The organism is Rhodococcus sp. KB6 (genome assembly GCF_001445685.1).
In the GTDB taxonomy this organism is placed as follows: domain Bacteria; phylum Actinomycetota; class Actinomycetes; order Mycobacteriales; family Mycobacteriaceae; genus Rhodococcus_F; species Rhodococcus_F qingshengii.
In genome coordinates, this window is the sequence record NZ_LNAK01000154.1 from 464,696 (window position 1) to 482,075 (window position 17,380).

The 17,380-nt window shown below is 62.2% G+C and carries 16 protein-coding genes; 4 read left to right on the plus strand and 12 right to left on the minus strand.

The window, feature by feature from the left end; all coding sequences use genetic code 11:
• Nucleotides 1-52: 52 nt before the first annotated feature.
• Entirely contained in the window at nucleotides 53-1,276 is a 1,224-nt protein-coding gene (locus tag ASU23_RS29560; protein ID WP_253741536.1) for a TetR/AcrR family transcriptional regulator, read from the minus strand.
• A 339-nt stretch (nucleotides 1,277-1,615) separates the two neighbouring features.
• Here ASU23_RS29560 and ASU23_RS29565 point away from each other — a divergent pair, with 339 nt between their 5' ends.
• From ASU23_RS29565 to fadD5, 3 genes are all read left to right on the plus strand, one after another.
• Nucleotides 1,616-2,605: a nitronate monooxygenase family protein gene (locus ASU23_RS29565; RefSeq protein WP_019746804.1), complete on the plus strand. Its 990-nt coding sequence runs from the start codon at nucleotides 1,616-1,618 to the stop codon at nucleotides 2,603-2,605.
• A complete protein-coding gene (locus ASU23_RS29570) occupies nucleotides 2,602-3,381 on the plus strand; it encodes an enoyl-CoA hydratase (protein WP_058039260.1) in 780 nt (259 codons plus the stop codon). Before ASU23_RS29565 ends, ASU23_RS29570 begins: the two co-directional genes overlap by 4 nt.
• 95 nt (nucleotides 3,382-3,476) lie before the next feature.
• Complete coding sequence (fadD5, locus tag ASU23_RS29575; protein WP_058039261.1) at nucleotides 3,477-5,066, plus strand: fatty-acid--CoA ligase FadD5; 1,590 nt, start codon at nucleotides 3,477-3,479, stop codon at nucleotides 5,064-5,066.
• Nucleotides 5,067-5,123: 57 nt separating this feature from the next.
• On the opposite strand, the gene ASU23_RS29580 is transcribed toward fadD5, so the two are convergent.
• The 8 genes from ASU23_RS29580 to ASU23_RS29615 all read right to left on the minus strand — a co-directional run bounded on the left by ASU23_RS29580 (nucleotide 5,124) and on the right by ASU23_RS29615 (nucleotide 14,302).
• Nucleotides 5,124-5,603: a nucleoside deaminase gene (locus ASU23_RS29580; RefSeq protein WP_054825400.1), complete on the minus strand. Its 480-nt coding sequence runs from the start codon at nucleotides 5,601-5,603 to the stop codon at nucleotides 5,124-5,126.
• A gap of 77 nt (nucleotides 5,604-5,680) precedes the next feature.
• Nucleotides 5,681-8,224, minus strand: a complete 2,544-nt coding sequence (locus ASU23_RS29585) for an ATP-dependent Clp protease ATP-binding subunit (protein ID WP_003945604.1) — start codon at nucleotides 8,222-8,224, stop codon at nucleotides 5,681-5,683.
• Nucleotides 8,225-8,521: 297 nt separating this feature from the next.
• Complete coding sequence (locus ASU23_RS29590; RefSeq protein ID WP_058039262.1) at nucleotides 8,522-9,379, minus strand: triacylglycerol lipase; 858 nt, start codon at nucleotides 9,377-9,379, stop codon at nucleotides 8,522-8,524.
• Between the two features lie 38 nt (nucleotides 9,380-9,417).
• Nucleotides 9,418-10,314, minus strand: a complete 897-nt coding sequence (locus ASU23_RS29595; RefSeq protein WP_047269726.1) for a triacylglycerol lipase — start codon at nucleotides 10,312-10,314, stop codon at nucleotides 9,418-9,420.
• 150 nt (nucleotides 10,315-10,464) lie between these two features.
• Nucleotides 10,465-10,803, minus strand: a complete 339-nt coding sequence (locus ASU23_RS29600; RefSeq protein ID WP_003945673.1) for an Lsr2 family protein — start codon at nucleotides 10,801-10,803, stop codon at nucleotides 10,465-10,467.
• 642 nt (nucleotides 10,804-11,445) lie between these two features.
• Nucleotides 11,446-12,957 carry a lysine--tRNA ligase gene (gene lysS / locus ASU23_RS29605; RefSeq protein ID WP_003945834.1) on the minus strand — a complete coding sequence of 504 codons (1,512 nt, stop codon included), beginning with the start codon at nucleotides 12,955-12,957 and terminating at the stop codon, nucleotides 11,446-11,448.
• A gap of 11 nt (nucleotides 12,958-12,968) precedes the next feature.
• Nucleotides 12,969-13,472, minus strand: a complete 504-nt coding sequence (locus tag ASU23_RS29610; protein ID WP_054826783.1) for a DUF1772 domain-containing protein — start codon at nucleotides 13,470-13,472, stop codon at nucleotides 12,969-12,971.
• Entirely contained in the window at nucleotides 13,469-14,302 is an 834-nt protein-coding gene (locus ASU23_RS29615; protein WP_042451954.1) for an NAD(P)H-binding protein, read from the minus strand. The genes ASU23_RS29610 and ASU23_RS29615 overlap by 4 nt, the downstream gene beginning before the upstream one ends.
• A gap of 80 nt (nucleotides 14,303-14,382) precedes the next feature.
• Here ASU23_RS29615 and ASU23_RS29620 point away from each other — a divergent pair, with 80 nt between their 5' ends.
• Nucleotides 14,383-15,342 carry an AraC family transcriptional regulator gene (locus ASU23_RS29620; protein WP_058039263.1) on the plus strand — a complete coding sequence of 320 codons (960 nt, stop codon included), beginning with the start codon at nucleotides 14,383-14,385 and terminating at the stop codon, nucleotides 15,340-15,342.
• 21 nt (nucleotides 15,343-15,363) lie between these two features.
• Here ASU23_RS29620 and ASU23_RS29625 read toward each other — a convergent pair whose 3' ends face one another.
• The 3 genes from ASU23_RS29625 to ASU23_RS29635 all read right to left on the minus strand — a co-directional run bounded on the left by ASU23_RS29625 (nucleotide 15,364) and on the right by ASU23_RS29635 (nucleotide 17,378).
• On the minus strand, nucleotides 15,364-15,786 hold the full coding sequence (locus tag ASU23_RS29625) for a rhodanese-like domain-containing protein (RefSeq protein ID WP_003945445.1): 423 nt from the start codon (nucleotides 15,784-15,786) through the stop codon (nucleotides 15,364-15,366).
• On the minus strand, nucleotides 15,783-16,301 hold the full coding sequence (locus tag ASU23_RS29630; protein ID WP_058039264.1) for a cysteine dioxygenase family protein: 519 nt from the start codon (nucleotides 16,299-16,301) through the stop codon (nucleotides 15,783-15,785). The genes ASU23_RS29625 and ASU23_RS29630 overlap by 4 nt, the downstream gene beginning before the upstream one ends.
• A gap of 261 nt (nucleotides 16,302-16,562) precedes the next feature.
• Complete coding sequence (locus tag ASU23_RS29635) at nucleotides 16,563-17,378, minus strand: type III pantothenate kinase (RefSeq protein ID WP_007726991.1); 816 nt, start codon at nucleotides 17,376-17,378, stop codon at nucleotides 16,563-16,565.
• Nucleotides 17,379-17,380: the final 2 nt, after the last annotated feature.

Sequence of the window (17,380 nt, forward strand, 5' to 3'; positions counted from 1 at the left end):
ATCACGAACCTACCCGCGATACGTGAAGTCACACCTACTGTTTCGGGCGGGACTACCTGAGGAGCGTCGCGGACAGCAGTTTCTCGACGCGGGCCTGCGCGGAGTTCTCCGAGGAAAAGTGCACGATTCGGCCGATGTCGAAGACCAGTCCGAGCGCCGCGTGAACGAGGAACCGCGCTTGGACGATCGTCAACTCCGGACGCGCCTCGACACACAAGTGCGCCCACTCCTCGACGTTCAAACGCTGAATGTTGCGCAACTCGGTCCGTGATCGATCCGGCAAGCTGCCGATCTCGGCAAAGTACACGGCCAACAGTTCGCTGGTTCCGAACGAAACCTCGACGTACATCTTCGCCAACGTCTCGACGGCCGCGAGAGGAGTCTCCGACTCAGCCAACGCCGAGCCCAACGTCATAGTCAGACGATCGGACGCACGGTGGAAGGCCGCAGCAAGAAGGTCGGCCTTGCTCGCGAAGTGCCGATACACACTCGACGCGTTGATACCCGCCGCGGCACCGATCTCCTCGATGCTCACGTCGTGGTAGCCGCGCTGATAGAACAGCAACACTGCTTCCTGAAGCAGCACTTCACGTTTCGACGTCCGTACGAGGCCTGTTTTGCGTTCGGACGCCCCTGCCCTCGCGCCGTCCTCCTCGGCAGCGGGCAATTCGACGCCGATGACGGACCAGCATGCCGCAAGAATCAGCGCTTCGATCTGCTTGGCGGACAACGCGGATCGATGACCGGTGATACTGGCGATCACACTGAGCACGGCGGGCGCGATGAGTTCTACATCCGCCGGGTCGAGTTCCGGACGAACCGCTGCCAGCGGCTCGGCGATCCGAAGATTGAGCGTGCGCATTCCCACCCGCAATTGCTCACGATCCTCGTCGACCAGGTACCTGCCCTCCCATCGGTAGAGCCCTCCCCGACGCCGATTCTCGATCGTCGCGCGGATGACACCCACCATCGTGGAGTTCAACTGCTCGCGTGGATTTTCGTTTCCGTGCACAGCTGGATCGCTGGCATCCAACAACGCCTGCGTCAGGTTGTTCACGGTGTAGACGAACAGCGCGTATTTCGTGGGGAAATGACGATAGAGGGCCGGACCGGAAATTCCGACCTTCGCTGCGATCTCGTCGATACCCACCGCATGGTAGCCACGTTCGCTGAATGCTTCCGCAGCAGCGGCCGCGATTTGTGCCTTCCGATTCTTCGGACGCGTCCGTGGTGCAGGGTCGCTGCCACGCACGGAGACGCGTGTCTGTCCGGGCACCTGACCCTCCACTTCCGTTGCTTTCTCTTGCACTGCCTTCGTCCGCTGCACCGCACTTCCACGGGCGCGAGTCCGAACGGATCATGTTAACCGTCGCGAAGGTCGCAATTCGCGCCCGGTACTGCTTCACCCGAAACCCTACAACGCAGTTGTAGCGGCGGACGGATTCCGGAAAAAGAGTCTTGACACCCGCTCTCTCAGCGGTGTTATGTTAGTGACGATTCGCATAACCTCGCACGTAGTCCGCTGGCGGGCTCGTTCCCTGCGGCGTGAGGTCTTCTTCGCCTGCAAGAGGGTTCGATGCCGAATGACCGACCGTAAGAAAGTAGTTGTGAGCAAATGATTCGCACTCGCTTCACCGAAATGTTCGGCGTTGACCATCCCATCGTGCAAGGGGGCATGATGTGGGTGGGACGGGCAGAACTTGTTGCGGCCACGGCAAATTCCGGCGCCCTCGGGTTCTTGACGGGCCTCACTCAACCCACACCGGAAGACCTCGTCAAGGAAATTGCTCGAACCCGCGATCTCACCGACAAGCCTTTCGGCGTCAATCTCACTATTCTGCCGTCGATCACGCCGCCGCCGTACGCCGAATACCGCCAGGCGATCATCGAATCCGGGATCAAGATCGTCGAAACCGCCGGTTCCAATCCGATCGATCATCTTCCGCATTTCAAGGACGCGGGCGTGAAGGTTATCCACAAGTGCACTGCAGTTCGACATGCGGTCAAAGCCGAGAGACTGGGCGTCGACGCCGTCAGCATCGACGGCTTCGAATGCGCCGGGCACCCAGGCGAGGACGACATACCAGGGCTCATTCTGATTCCGGCGGCCACGCAGCAACTCACGATTCCGGTGATCGCTTCAGGCGGAATCGCAGATTCACGTGGACTCGTCGCGGCGCTTGCGCTCGGAGCAGACGGCGTCAACATGGGAACTCGCTTCATGTGTACCGTGGAATCCCCTGTCGCACAATCGGTTAAAGAGCAGATTGTCGCAAACACCGAACGCGACACCAAGCTCATCTTCCGGACCCTTCACAACACCGCGCGCGTAGCCGCGAATGCGATCAGTGCCGAGGTCGTCGACATCGAAGCACGTGGCGACGCGCAGTTCAGCGACATTCAGCATCTGGTAGCCGGAGCCCGCGGACGCAAGGTCTTCGAGGACGGCGACCTCGATGCAGGCATCTGGTCCGCCGGACAGAGCCAAGGATTGATCAACGACATCCCGACCGTCGCCGACATGATCGACCGCATGGTCTCGGAGGCCGAACACCTCATCACCTCACGGCTTTCCGGATTCGTCACCGCTGTGAGCGCGGCATGACCGCCACCGCCGAGACGGGCTTTCGCTCCGAAATCACCGACGGTGTACTGCGATTGACCTTCGACCGCCCGAAGCGGATGAACGCGATCGATCTGCCCACGATGACTGCTTTCGCAGCTGCCGTCCACGACGGCGGCGCAGACCCGGCCGTTCGCACCATCGTCATCACCGGATCCGGTCGAGCGTTCTGCACCGGAGCCGACCTCGCCGCAGCGGCCGTCAACCCCGCAGACCCGAAAGTCGTCATGGATGCGGCGACGTCGCTGATTCGCGCCATCACCAGCGCCCCGGTCCCGGTGATCGCCGCGGTCAACGGCCCGGCCGCCGGCGTCGGCGTGTCCATCGCTCTAGCCGCGGACCTGACGTACGCCGCATCGAGCGCCTATTTCCTCCTCTCCTTCGTCAACATCGGTCTGATGCCCGACGGCGGCGCCAGTGCGTTGGTACCGGCAGCGATCGGACGCGCCCGAGCGGCCGAGATGGCATTGCTGGGCGAGCGAGTTTCCGCCGAGGACGCAGAGCGATTCGGGCTCGTGTCCCGCACCGTCGCCGACAACGCGTTCGACGCACTCGTCGACTCCGTCGTCGATCGCACGTCGAAGGCTCCCCGACGCGCCCTCGAACTCACCAAGCGCGCACTCAATGCGGTGACACTGGACCGCCTCGATGCTGCGCTGGAGCTCGAAAATACCGGTCAGGCAGAACTTCTCACTGGCGAGGACTTCAAAGAAGGCGCGATGGCGATGCTGCAGAAACGCGCGCCCCACTTCAAGTAATCACTGCGAATTTTCGTTAACAAAACCACTGTACGAATCGACGGCTCACTGTAGCCTGAGTCACACAATCACCCACGCATGAGAGGAACCCATCGATGGCCTCCACCGATGCAGTCTCCGAGGCGCAGCGTTCACGCCGCACCAACTGGAACAATCAGATCGCCAGGCATGCGCAGATGATTCCCGATCGCACCGCACTGCGATTCCTGGGCGATTCCATCACCTGGGGCACCCTCGACGCACGCGTCGAGAAGCTGGCGGACGCTCTTGCCCGACGCGGCGTCAGCTTCGGCGACCGCGTGCTCATCCTGATGCTCAACCGCCCCGAATACCTCGAGGTCGTGCTCGCGACCAACGCACTGGGCGCCATCGCTGTTCCGGTGAACTTCCGTCTGACACCACCCGAGGTCGCTTATCTGGTAAACGACTCCGGCTCCAAAGTCATTGTCGCCGAAGGACCGTTGGCTCCGTTGGCCGGAGCTGCGCGAGCCGCGTCCGGGGGTATCGACATCTCCATCACCGTAGGCGCCCCCGCCGAGGGTGACAGCCTGAATTACGAGGACTTGATCAGCGAAGAGGGCGAGTCGCACGCGTTCGTCGACATCCCGGACGACACTCCTGCACTCATCATGTACACCTCGGGAACCACCGGTCGCCCCAAGGGCTCGGTGCTCTCCCACTCCAACCTGTCTTCGCAAGCATTGACCTGTATCAGGGCCTTCCACCTGTTCAATGCCGATTCCATCGGCTTCTGCGCGTCGCCCATGTTCCACATCGCAGCCCTCGGTTCCATAGCGCCGAGCCTGCAACTCGGCACGACCACGGTGATCCATCCGGTCGGCGCATTCGACCCGGGTCAACTACTCGACATTCTGGAAGCCGAGAAGGTCACCAGCTTGTTCCTCGTGCCCGTGCAATGGCAGGCCGTGTGCGCCGTACAGAAGGCGCAACCGCGAGCACTGTCGCTGAAGAACATCTCGTGGGGCGCCGCACCGTCGTCCGACACGATCCTGCGGGCAATGGCCGAAACCTTCCCGGACGCATTCAATGTCGCGGTCTTCGGTCAGACCGAGATGTCGCCCATCACTTGCGTTCTCGACGGCGAGGATGCGATTCGTAAGCTCGGATCCGTCGGTCGGGTCATCCCGACCATCTCGGCCAGGGTCGTCGACGAGAACATGGACGACGTGGCGCCCGGTGAAATCGGTGAAATCGTCTACCGCGGGCCCACGATGATGAGCGAATACTGGAACAACCCCACCGCCACCGCTGACGCCTTCCACGGTGGATGGTTCCACTCCGGCGATCTCGTTCGAGTCGACGACGAAGGCTTCGTCTACGTCGTGGATCGCAAGAAGGACATGATCATCTCCGGCGGAGAGAACATCTACTGCGCGGAGGTGGAAAACGTCCTCTACGAACACGAATTGATCGTCGAAGCGGCCGTCGTCGGCCGCCCCGACGCCAAGTGGGGCGAGGTGCCCGTAGCGATCGTCGCGATGGCGCCAGGTTCAGCCGTGGACCTGACCATCGAGGAGCTGAGCAGCTTCCTCAACGATCGTCTCGCGCGCTACAAGCACCCGAAGGACATCGTCGTCGTGGAAGCGCTGCCGCGCAATGCAAGCGGCAAGGTCGTCAAGGGTGAACTGCGAGAGAAGGTTCGAGCGGTCGACGCAGTTTCCTGACTTCACACGCAAACGGGCGGCACCTCCAGCGAGGTGCCGCCCGTTTGTGTGTGCCCGTCAAGCGCTCGGCGAATGCAACTTCCGATGCAGTTCTCGCACCAGCGGAACCAACTCCGGCACCGGGCCTTCGACCGGGACGTTCGGCGCAACCTCGTTGACGGACAGAGACTTCACCGGCGCCGGGGACACACCCCACTCCGCGAGCCAGTCGCCGAGTTGAGCCGAAGAGCAGATGTAGACGATACGTCCGAGGCCCACCCACGCGTGCGCGGCCGAACACATCGCGCAGTGCTCTCCCGAGGTGAACACCGTTGCCGTCGAACGCTCTTCTGGCGTCAGGTACTGAGCCGCCCACCGAGCCAGCTCGAACTCGGGGTGGCGAGTGTTGTCGCCGCCCGCGATCCGGTTTCGATCTTCCGCCAGAAATGTTCCGTCGGCCGCTGCCAGGACGGAACCGAAAGGTTCGTCGCCCGCATCCAATGCTTCCGTTGCCAATTCGACGCAACGACGCAGGTGACCCAGTTCGATGTCGTTCATGTGTACGCCCTCTCCCGTGATACACGAAACGGGCGGCACCGGTGAGGTGCCGCCCGTTCGTTACCTACTCTGCTGTACTACTCTGCTGCGCTTTCGCTTTCGCCGGCCTTGGTCAGCTCGATCGGCGGTGCGTCCGGCACGTCGATCGGCTTCTTGGTAGGCGTGAACGTGAACTTCGCGTCCTCGCCCGAGCCTTCGCCGTCCCAGTTCTCGACGTCGACGAGCACGATGTGGCCGGGTCCGATCTCTCCGAAGAGGATCTTCTCGGACATCTGGTCCTCGATCTCGCGCTGGATGGTGCGACGCAGCGGTCGTGCACCCAGTACCGGATCGAATCCGCGCTTGGCCAGAAGCGACTTGGCCTTGTCGGTGACCTCCATGGCCATGTCCTTGTTCTTGAGTGCCGCCTCGACGCGAGCGAGCATCAGGTCGACCATCTGAACGATCTGCTCGTTCGTGAGCTGATGGAAGACGACGATGTCGTCGATACGGTTCAAGAACTCGGGACGGAAGTGCTTCTTCAGCTCGTCGTGAACCTTGAGCTTCATGCGCTCGTAGTTCGACTCCGTGCCCGTTCCCGAGCTGAAGCCCAGGCCGACTGCCTTGGAGATGTCAGACGTACCGAGGTTGGACGTGAAGATCAGCACCGTGTTCTTGAAGTCGACGGTACGTCCCTGACCGTCGGTGAGACGGCCGTCCTCGAGCACCTGCAGGAGGGTGTTGTAGATCTCCTGGTGTGCCTTCTCGATCTCGTCGAACAGCACGACGCTGAACGGCTTGCGGCGCACCTTCTCGGTGAGCTGGCCGCCCTCTTCGTATCCGACGTACCCGGGAGGGGCACCGAACAGACGCGAAGCGGTGAAGCGGTCGTGGAACTCGCCCATGTCGATCTGGATCAGAGCGTCGTCGTCACCGAACAGGAAGTTGGCGAGCGACTTCGCGAGCTCCGTCTTACCGACACCGGACGGGCCGGCGAAGATGAACGAGCCCGAGGGACGCTTGGGATCCTTCAGACCTGCACGCGTACGACGGATCGCCTTCGAGACGGACTTGACCGCCTCTTCCTGGCCGATGATCCGCTTGTGCAGTTCCTCTTCCATGCGGAGCAGACGAGTGGTCTCCTCCTCGGTGAGCTTGAAGACGGGGATACCGGTCCAGTTGCCCAGAACCTCGGCGATCTGCTCGTCGTCGACCTCGGCAATGACGTCCAGGTCGCCCGCACGCCACTGCTTCTCACGCTCAGCGCGCTGAGCAACGAGGGTCTTCTCCTTGTCACGCAGGTTCGCAGCCTTCTCGAAGTCCTGCGCGTCGATCGCGGACTCCTTCTCGCGACGCGCGTCGGCGATGCGATCGTCGAATTCGCGCAGGTCCGGCGGTGCAGTCATCCGACGGATGCGCATTCGCGCGCCCGCCTCGTCGATGAGGTCGATCGCCTTGTCCGGCAAGAAGCGGTCGTTGATGTAGCGGTCGGCCAGCGTCGCCGCTGCCACGAGAGCACCGTCCGTGATGGAGACACGGTGGTGAGCCTCGTAGCGGTCACGAAGACCCTTGAGGATCTCGATGGTGTGCTCGACGGTCGGCTCGCCCACCTGAACGGGCTGGAAACGACGCTCGAGGGCAGCATCCTTCTCGATGTACTTGCGGTACTCGTCGAGCGTGGTGGCACCGATGGTCTGCAGCTCACCGCGAGCAAGCTTGGGCTTGAGGATGGAGGCCGCGTCGATAGCGCCCTCGGCCGCGCCCGCACCCACGAGGGTGTGCAGCTCGTCGATGAACAGGATGATGTCGCCGCGGGTGTTGATCTCCTTGAGAACCTTCTTCAGGCGCTCTTCGAAGTCACCGCGGTAACGGCTGCCGGCCACGAGCGACCCGAGGTCGAGCGTGTACAGCTGCTTGTCCTTGAGGGTCTCGGGGACCTCGCCGTTGACGATTGCCTGAGCCAGGCCCTCGACCACAGCGGTCTTACCGACACCGGGTTCACCGATGAGAACCGGGTTGTTCTTGGTACGACGCGAGAGAACCTGCATGACGCGCTCGATTTCCTTCGAGCGGCCGATGACCGGGTCCAGCTTGCCTTCGAGGGCAGCTTGCGTCAGGTTGCGACCGAACTGGTCGAGCACGAGCGAGGTGGACGGCGTGCCGGCCTCTCCGCGAGTGCCACCGGTTTCGGTGGGCTCCTTGCCCTGGTAGCCCGACAGCAGCTGGATGACCTGCTGGCGGACGCGGTTGAGATCGGCACCGAGCTTGACCAGAACCTGGGCTGCTACGCCCTCACCCTCACGGATGAGACCGAGCAGGATGTGCTCCGTACCGATGTAGTTGTGTCCGAGCTGCAGCGCTTCGCGCAGACTCAGCTCGAGGACTTTCTTGGCGCGCGGTGTGAAGGGGATGTGACCGGACGGAGCCTGCTGGCCCTGGCCGATGATCTCCTCGACCTGGCTGCGGACTCCCTCGAGGGAGATACCCAACGACTCCAACGACTTGGCTGCGACACCTTCGCCCTCGTGAATGAGGCCGAGAAGGATGTGCTCCGTGCCGATGTAGTTGTGGTTGAGCATCCTGGCTTCTTCTTGAGCCAGGACAACAACGCGCCGCGCGCGATCGGTGAACCTCTCGAACATCGCTCTCCCTCACACTCTCCGGCGGGCAGGTTCGAGACCGGATGTCTCGTCCCTGGTCGCCGCGTTTCGCTCCGGCACTACAGACTGATCGCCTCGCCGGTCAGCGGACTGACGTCCACGAATCGACAAAGGTTGCACGACCCCACTTATTACTCTAGAGGGCGCGAAGTCCACCTGCTGCTCCTCCACCCGATTGGCGGCGGAAGCCGGACTGCTTACCGTTCACAACGTCGCAGCTGAGGGAATCGTTTCCCGGTTCCTGTACGCCTGAAGCGAACAGCGATTTTCGACGCCTGATCAGCCGAATATCGGGAGTACCCGAGCGCACGGCACCTCACGCGGATTCGACGGATCCAGCGCGTTGAGCGTCAGAGTCGCCGTTCGCTGCGACGCCACCAGCGCGATGTGATCCGACAGGTCCTGCTCGCAACCGTCCTGAACAACTATGTTCGACGCGTTCGACGCGGCCAGTATTCCGCTGCTGTACGGAACGACCACTTGATCGAACCGAGTCACGATGTTGGTGTACTCGACGTCATCGGAGTAGACGCCCGCGTCGCGCAGTTCGGTGACGAAGCTGGCGTTGTCGAAATCCGGTCCCCCGACGCCTTCCGGCGGGCCGACCTCCGAGCCGTCCCACAACGGAGCGATGGAGACGATCTTGGAAACGTGCGTGTCACCGCCGAGGAACTTGGCGTAGTAGGCACTGACCGTCGTCCCCTGGGAGTGCCCGATCAGGTCGACCTTCGAGGCACCCGTCGCAGAGAGAACGTCGTCGACGAAGTCCGACAGCTGCCCTGCGCTGTCTCCGAGTGGTGCGAGACCGCCGGCTGCGGAAATCGGCCACGGCTGGTCCGTTCGATTCCCGAAGGTGAGCGCAAAAACGCAGTATCCCTCGTTGGCTAGTACGGGTGCGAGTACGCCCCAATTGGTCTGACGGTTGGCCGCCGTCCCGTGCACCAGGACGACGGGATCAGGATGAGCAGCGGAAGGCGTGCACGAGAAGTCGTTGGTGCCAGGGGCCGATCCGCCCGGGCTGGTCGCTTCGAGGGCGATTCCGCTGAGGAAACCGGACGGAACGGGAAGAGGTTCGTTCGCCGACGCAAGAGACGGCGCGGACACGGCCACGGCTCCCGCCACAGCGAGAGCGCCCACGCATGTTCGAATCCCCACCGAAGGCCTCCGCATAGTGATCAACCCACGACGGGCAATACCGAGTTGCACGGTACCGGCCGCTGATGCGCGGGGTCGAGTGCATTGAGAGCAAAAGTCGCGGCGCGCAGCGATGCCGCGATGGCGAGGTGATCGGAGATGTCTTGCTCACAACCGTCCTGGACGACGATGTTGGTGGCGTTCGGCCCAGGCTCCAGCCCATTTGTATACGGCAGCACCAGTTCGTCGTAGCGGGTCGTGATGTTCGTATAGTGAACACCCGGCGCGTAAACGCCTCCCGCACGGAGATTTTCGATGAACTCCGAGCCTGCCCCCATGTTCAGACATGCCTTGCAGATCGGGAATCCGGCCTGCGCTGCCTCGGATACCCCGAGTTCGCGAAGGCTGCGGCCGACACTTGCCTGCTCGTTTCCGAGCGTTCCCTTCCACAGCGACGCCACCGAGACGATGTTGTCCACTTTGTCGGCACCACCGAGGAACTTCGCGTAGTACCCGTTGATGATGGTGCCCTGGGAATGTCCGATCAGATCTACCGATGTAGCACCCGTGGCATCAAGTACTTGATCGACAAAATTCGACAATTGCGCTGCGCTGGAAGGAATTTCCTGCATTCCACCGATGGCCGACAACGGCCACGGCTGCTCGGGGAAGTTGCCGTATGTCAGCGCGAAGACGCAGTAGCCCTCGTTGGCGAGCAACGGCGCATAGGTGGCCCAGTTGGTCTGCCTGTTTCCACCCGTTCCGTGAACGAGCACAACCGGATTGGGATGTTCGGCAGTCGGTTTACACGAAAAGTCATTGGATCCAGGAGCTGAACCGCCAGGATTTCCCAACTCCTGAGGAACACCGGCAAGGAAGGCATTGGGCACGGGCAACGGGGCCTGAGCCGAAGCCACGGAGGTGAACCCGACGAGCATCAGAGCGGCAAGAACCACGCCCCCGAACAACCTGTTTCTGTGCACGACCGACTCCTCTACGAGAGATGCGAACCGTGCAGACGCTAACAAACTAGAACGCGTTATCAATCCGTTTCGGCAAAATGCGCCCGAATCCATTCGCGATCCATTTCAGACGGCCTTTTCGTAGGCTCGGCGCACCTCGGTGGAAATACGACCGCGGGCCGAAATCTCGAAGCCGGCACCCTTGGCCCATTCGCGGATGGCGGCACTCTGATCGCGGTCCGCAACGGGACGGGATTTGGTCACCGCTCCGTTGACTGATTTGGCGGAATTCGACTTTCTCGCATGAGGAATCCACTTTTTCAGTGCATCGCGCAGTTCCGCGGCGTGGGCGGCGGTGAGATCGATTTCGTAAGCAACTCCGTCGACGGAAAACTCCACAGTTTCGTCCGCGGGCGATTTTTTGTCCAGATCGTCAACCATCGTGACAACAACCTTTTTCACCACGACCATTCCTCCCCAGATCCTTCGATAAGCAGCGACAATAGCACCTGGACAAACGTCCTGTCTTGGCTCGTCAGGATGATTGGGACTTCTCGCCGCCGGGTATGCCGGTCGACTTGTCTTGCGACAAGGACAGTGCCGATACACTCCTCGCGACGCATCGGGGGATGCATCCAGACGGGGGAATCATGACAGACGACGGCTCGAGAAAAGACCTCTACCGAGCGCAATCTTCGCCTCCAAGAACAGCACTCTCGCCAGTATCGCTTACGGCGGACCCACGAATTTCACCATCTCCGGACGCCCTGCGATCCGGTACACCGCAACCGTCACAAATATCCCGGCGGACAACGAATGCGATCCGCCCTCAGCACAATTCGATGTCGTCACCACACCCGGATACTCCACAGCCGAGGTCATGGTCTTCCTTGTCCAGTCGGATCAGGGACTACCTGACGCACTCAACCAGGGCACGATCGACCAAATCATCGCAACAATTCGTAAGTCCGAAACTCGGGCGACCGCGCATGGATGAATCCTTTGCCGCAGGCGAATGTCGTTGGGAACTATCGAATACCTTGGGAGCGCCCCAACTGAAAAAGGTTCAGCCGCAACATGTGCGGCCGAACCTTGATCGAAGTAAAGCTAGCGAGCGGACGGACGAACGATCGGGAAGAGGATCGTCTCGCGAATACCGAGACCAGTCAAAGCCATCAGCAGTCGATCGATTCCCATGCCGGTGCCGGTGGTCGGCGGCATGCCCTGTTCCATCGCGGCGAGGAACTCCTCGTCCAGCACCATCGCTTCGTCGTCGCCTGCCGACGCGAGGCGCGCCTGGTCGACAAAGCGCTCACGCTGGATGACCGGGTCGACCAGTTCGGAGTAGCCGGTCGCCAATTCGAATCCGCGGATGTAGAGGTCCCACTTCTCGGTGACACCCTTCTTGCTGCGGTGATCACGGGTCAGGGGCGACGTCTCGACCGGGAAGTCACGGACGAACGTCGGCACGTACAGCTGATCGCCGCACTGGTGTTCCCACAACTCCTCGACGAGCTTGCCGTGGCCGTAACCCTTGTCCTTGGGAACCTCGAGGCCGACCTTCTCCGCCAGAGCGAGAAGCTCGTCGACCGTCGTATCCGGCGTGACCTCGGTGCCGATGGCAGCCGACAGCGACGGGTACATCTCGAGAACCTGCCACTCGCCACTGACGTCGTACTCGGAACCGTCGGCGAGGGTGAGGACCTGCGTGCCGAATGCTTCCTGCGCAACTTCCTGGACGAGTTCACGAATCATCTTCGCGGAATCGTCGTACGTGCCGTAGGCCTCGTACGTCTCGAGCATCGCGAACTCGGGCGAGTGAGTGGAGTCGACTCCCTCGTTGCGGAAGTTGCGGTTGATCTCGAAGACCTTCTCGATACCGCCGACGACGCAACGCTTGAGGAACAGTTCCGGCGCGATACGCAGGTACAGGTCGATGTCGAGGGCGTTCGAGTGCGTGACGAACGGGCGAGCTGCCGCGCCGCCGTGCAGCGTCTGCAGCATCGGCGTCTCGACCTCGAGGAAGCCGCGGCTCTCGAGTGCATTGCGCAGCGCACGGACAACTGCGACGCGCTTGCGGGCGTTGTCCCGAGCCTCGGGACGAACGATCAGATCCGCGTAGCGCTGACGCACCCGGGACTCTTCGCTCATTTCCTTGTGAGCAACCGGCAGGGGGCGCAGCGACTTGGACGCGATCTGCCACGCGTCGGCCATCACGCTGAGCTCGCCGCGACGGGAGCTGATGACCTCACCGTGGATGAAGACGAAGTCGCCGAGGTCGACGTCGGACTTCCAGGCAGCCAGTGCCTCTTCGCCGACGCCGGCGAGGCTGATCATGGCCTGCAGCTGGGTACCGTCGCCTTCCTGCAGAGTCGCGAAGCACAGCTTGCCGGTGTTGCGCATGAAGATGACGCGGCCGACGACGCCGACCAGCACGCCAGTCGCCGTGTCCGGCTCGAGTTCCGGGTACTCCGCGCGGATCTGCGCGAGCGTGTGGGTGCGATCGACCGAAACCGGGTACGCCTCCTGCCCCTGCGCGAGGATCCGTTCACGCTTCTCGCGCCGGATACGGAGCTGCTCGGGGGTGTCGTCGACTGGCTGGGCTTCTACATCACTCACGGGGTACAAGACTACTGGGCCGTGTCCACCGCGTTTGTTGCTGGTAGCACCGCGGCCACCGCGAGCACGATTCCCGACAGCAGGTACAGCCCGACCCGAACGTGATTCCACATAGTCCAACCCGCCTCGTACGACGCCCATGCGGCCGCGTCGGTAGTGCTGACCGAGGCAAACGCGTCGTTGCGAGGGACGTGGTAGATCGCGGTCACCGCGAAGGACGCGAGCACCCCGACGCAACCGACGACAGCAAGGACCCAGCCGTCCGGTCTGGAGATCGCTGCCCAGATTCCAGCGGCGATCGCGGTGAGCGCCGATCCGACCAGCGGCAGCATCAACGCACTACGCGGCGCTTCGACGTTGATCGCCTGCATCGACGTGATCGCGGTATGTGCATCGACCGACCGCAGAGCGGGCATCACGAAGGACGAGAAGGCAAACAACGCACCACCGGCGACGAGCGCGCCGAGCGCAGTCACCCCGAGCAGCAGCTCCAAGAAAATCTCGGATTTCTTCACGACCAGACCCCCGTTCGGGCAGCCTCGGCGGCAAAAGTGGTGAAATCTCGAGCGGGTCGTTCCAGGACCTCTTCGACGACGCCGGTCACACTTTGATTTCGTCCGTCGAGAACCTCGGCAAACAGGTACCTGAGTAACTCCACGACGTCACTCGGGACGCCGACCTCCGCCATGCCGTCGGAAAACTGTTTGAGTCCAATTCTTTCGAATGTCACGAGACGACCCGACGCCGTCGAAATCGCATCCACCGCCGCCGCGAAGGTGAGCAACTCCGGACCTGTCACCTCGAGAACTCGGCCGAGGAGGTCGGTTCGAGTCAATGCGGCCACCGCCACGTCGGCGAGATCGTCGACGTCGATGAACGGCTCCCCCACCTCACCGACCGGAAGTGCCAGGTGGCCTTCCCGAATCGGATCGAGTAGGTACCCCTCACTGAAGTTCTGGGCAAACCAACTGGCCCGCACCACAGCCCATTCCAGACCGCTGTCGGCGAGAACCTGCTCGGCTTTCTGCGCCGCCGGTTCACCGCGCCCGGACAAGAGCACCATGCGACGAACCCCTTCGCGGTACGCAAGCTCCGCGAACTCCTCGATGTGGGTGCTCGATTCCGGAACAGCCAGATCTGGCGCATACGTCACATATGCCACGTCGACGCCGGACACTGCTGGCTGCCACGTCGCCTGATCGTTCCAGTCGAAACGCGTCCCGGATGTTCTCGACGCGATTCGGGTACGGATTCCCACCGCCGTCAGCCTCTGCGCAACGCGCGCACCGGTCTTGCCGGTACCACCGATCACTACTGCCGATTGAATGTCGCTTGTTGTCGTCATGCACTCATTCGACCGCGGAGCATCAATACGATCCATAGCCGAAGATCGCAAAAACATACGCCAGCGTCTACCGTCGAAGCATGGATGCATTGTCGATGATGCTGGCCGGATCGCGGGCGGAGGGCGCTTTTCTACTGCGCTCGCTGCTCGATCCACCGTGGTCATTACGTATCGAGGACCACGCACCGATCACCGTGCTGGTTCTGGTTCGAGGCAGCGCGGTCGTCGTCTCCGACACCGGACAGACAGAAGATCTCGAGGCCGGCGACGTTGCACTCCTGCGCGGCCCCGATCCGTATACGGTCGCCGATCACCCGGACACACCAGTCCACGTACTGATCGACGAAGCACAGAATTGCGCTGCGGTCGACGGATCACCACTCGAGGACATGTCAGTTCACGGCATTCGCACCTGGGGCAACTCGACCAGTGGTCAGACCGTCATGCTCACGGGCACATACCGTTTGGACTCCTATGTCAGCCGTCAGATCCTCGACAGCCTGACACCCGTCGCGGTAGTACGACGCAGCATCGAAACCGCGCCGATGACAAACCTTCTGGAACAACAGATCGCCGCCGACGGGCCCGGACAGGAAGTGTTGTTGGACAGGCTCCTTGACCTGGTCCTGATCTCAGCGGCCCGGACCTGGTTCGCCGAGAACCCGAATCGATCACCGCGATGGATCAAGGCCTACGAGGATCCCATCATTGGGCATGCCTTGCGGCTCATACACAATCGGCCGGAACACCCCTGGACGGTCGCGAGCCTGGCCCAGGAGTCCGGCAGTTCGCGAGCGGCCTTCGCGCGCCGGTTCACCAGCCTCATGAGGCTCGGACCTGTCGGCTATCTGACCGAGTGGCGACTGTCCGTGGCGGCAGATCTGCTCGCAGACCCGGCACGAACGGTGTCGTCGATCGCGCGAGAAGTGGGTTACTCGAGCCCCTTCGCCCTCACAACCGCGTTCACCCGTCATCACGGAATGAGCCCGAAGATGTACCGCCAGACCCGCTGTGCGCCTTTATTAACCGCCCGCGGTTAATAAAGGCGCACAGCAAATACCTCAATGAGCCGAAACCGCCGCCAGCTCGCGGGAGCAATGACGAACTCCGCTCAGCGCACCGAGCAGGCCGGCGGCCTTGATCGCCTGGTATCCACCCACGAGATCGGTGGCCTTGTGCAGACCCAACTGCTGCAACGACGCTGCGGCCAGGCTCGAGGTGTAACCCTCGGAGCAGACGATCACCCACTCGACGTCGTGGTCGGTGGCCAACGCGAGGTGCGCGCTGCTGGTGGGGTCGAGGCGCCATTCGAGCACGTTCCGCTCGATCGCGAGTGCACCGGGAAGAGTTCCCTCGATGGCGCGCTGCGCCTGCGGGCGAATGTCGACGAAGATCGCGCCGCGGTGGAAGGCTTCGGTGAGCTGGAAGACGTACATACGATCGATCTGTGCGCGAGCGTCGTCGAGCATTTGGTCGATGGTCATTTGGTGCCCCCCTCGGGCAGGTCGGTCAGCTCGGTACGGGTGCGGCGAAGTGTCCGGTGATCCGTCACTTCGTAGAAGGACATTGCCGTCAGCGGCGGCGAGTAGGCGTGAACACTCAGAGTCGGTGCATCAGAGCTGATTTCGATCGGAGCACCGGGAGCATCCGTCGAACGCACGACATCGTGAACCCATCCGAGCGGGAACGAAGCCTGATCGCCGGCGTCGAGCTGGCGTTCCACCAGGGAGTCACCGGCCCAACGGAATTCGGTGAGCGAACCACTGAGGACGGTCAAGGCACCGAACGAGCCTGCGTGGTCGTGCAATTCGGTGTTGCGTTCGGGCACCCAACTGATGAGCCACACATCGACGTCGTCGTCCGCGTGCAAGCGGGTGGACCAACGGTCGAGCGTCGGGAAGGTGTCGGGGATGAGGTGATCGAAACGGCCGTCGAGCACGCCGTTTGCTCCCTCGTCGGTCAGACGCAGCAGATCGGCCGGGCGAAGGCGGGTAGGCAACGACGCACCACTCGGGCGACGTCCGGACGCCCCACGGTTAGCGCTACGACCTGCGGAAACAGCACGGTCAGCAGTAAGAGTCGGGGCCAAAACAGAGAGATCTGCAGAATATGTGGATAGCACGAGCTAGCTCCAAGGAATGTGAATTGGTCAAGGCAGCGGTCAGCCTCGACAACACTCCTGAGCACCCATGCAGCGATTCACGAGCACCATTGTGGCATAACTTTTGCAATCGCGAAACCGCTGGAACGAAACCATCGATCAGGCGACGGGTCGTCGACCGGATCCACGACGCGCCTGATTGCGCTCGAAGACCAACCTCAGCCCCTCGAGAGTGAGGTCCCGTTCGAGGTGATCGATGGTGTCGGACTCGGGAATGATCAGCGGTGCGCTGTCCCCGGTCGCGATCACGGAGACGTCGTCACCACCGAACTCCGGTAGTTCGTCGCGGACGCGGTTGACCAATCCGTCGACGAGGCCCGCAAAGCCGAATACCGCACCGGACTGCATGCATTCGACGGTATTCTTGCCGACCACCGAACGCGGGCGCACCAATTCGACCTTGCGCAGCGCAGCGGACTGCGACGCCAAGGCATCGGTCGAGATCTCGAGTCCGGGCGCGATGCAGCCGCCCAGAAACTCACCCTTGGCGGAAACGACGTCGACACAGGTCGACGTACCGAAGTCCACGACAATGCATGGCCCCTCGTAAAGATGGTGAGCGGCAAGGCTGTTGACGATCCGGTCGGCTCCCACCTCTTTGGGGTTGTCCACCAGCAGTGGCACACCGGTGCGAATACCCGGTTCGACCACCACATGGGGAACGTGACCCCAGTACCGCTCGAGCATCACACGGATTTCACGCAAGACGGACGGCACTGTCGACAGCGCCGCAACGCCGGTGATCTGATCGACATGAGAACCCAACAGCCCACGGAAGGTCAACGCCAACTCGTCGGCAGTCATCCGAGGATCGGTTCGCATTCGCCAGTCCTGCAACAGCTTCGAATACTCACCAGTCCCGGAGAACAGACCGAGAACGATGTTGGTGTTCCGGACGTCGACCGTGAGCAGCATGG

Bases quoted from the DNA above. Each gene is read 5' to 3' on its own strand.
- ASU23_RS29565 (WP_019746804.1), top strand. From the start codon at position 1,616: ATGATTCGCACTCGCTTCACCGAAATGTTCGGCGTTGACCATCCCATC.
- ASU23_RS29570 (WP_058039260.1), top strand. From the start codon at position 2,602: ATGACCGCCACCGCCGAGACGGGCTTTCGCTCCGAAATCACCGACGGT.
- fadD5 (WP_058039261.1), top strand. From the start codon at position 3,477: ATGGCCTCCACCGATGCAGTCTCCGAGGCGCAGCGTTCACGCCGCACC.
- ASU23_RS29580 (WP_054825400.1), bottom strand. From the start codon at position 5,603: ATGAACGACATCGAACTGGGTCACCTGCGTCGTTGCGTCGAATTGGCA.
- ASU23_RS29585 (WP_003945604.1), bottom strand. From the start codon at position 8,224: ATGTTCGAGAGGTTCACCGATCGCGCGCGGCGCGTTGTTGTCCTGGCT.
- ASU23_RS29595 (WP_047269726.1), bottom strand. From the start codon at position 10,314: ATGCTCGTCGGGTTCACCTCCGTGGCTTCGGCTCAGGCCCCGTTGCCC.
- ASU23_RS29615 (WP_042451954.1), bottom strand. From the start codon at position 14,302: ATGACGACAACAAGCGACATTCAATCGGCAGTAGTGATCGGTGGTACC.
- ASU23_RS29620 (WP_058039263.1), top strand. From the start codon at position 14,383: ATGGATGCATTGTCGATGATGCTGGCCGGATCGCGGGCGGAGGGCGCT.
- ASU23_RS29625 (WP_003945445.1), bottom strand. From the start codon at position 15,786: ATGACCATCGACCAAATGCTCGACGACGCTCGCGCACAGATCGATCGT.
- ASU23_RS29635 (WP_007726991.1), bottom strand. From the start codon at position 17,378: ATGCTGCTCACGGTCGACGTCCGGAACACCAACATCGTTCTCGGTCTG.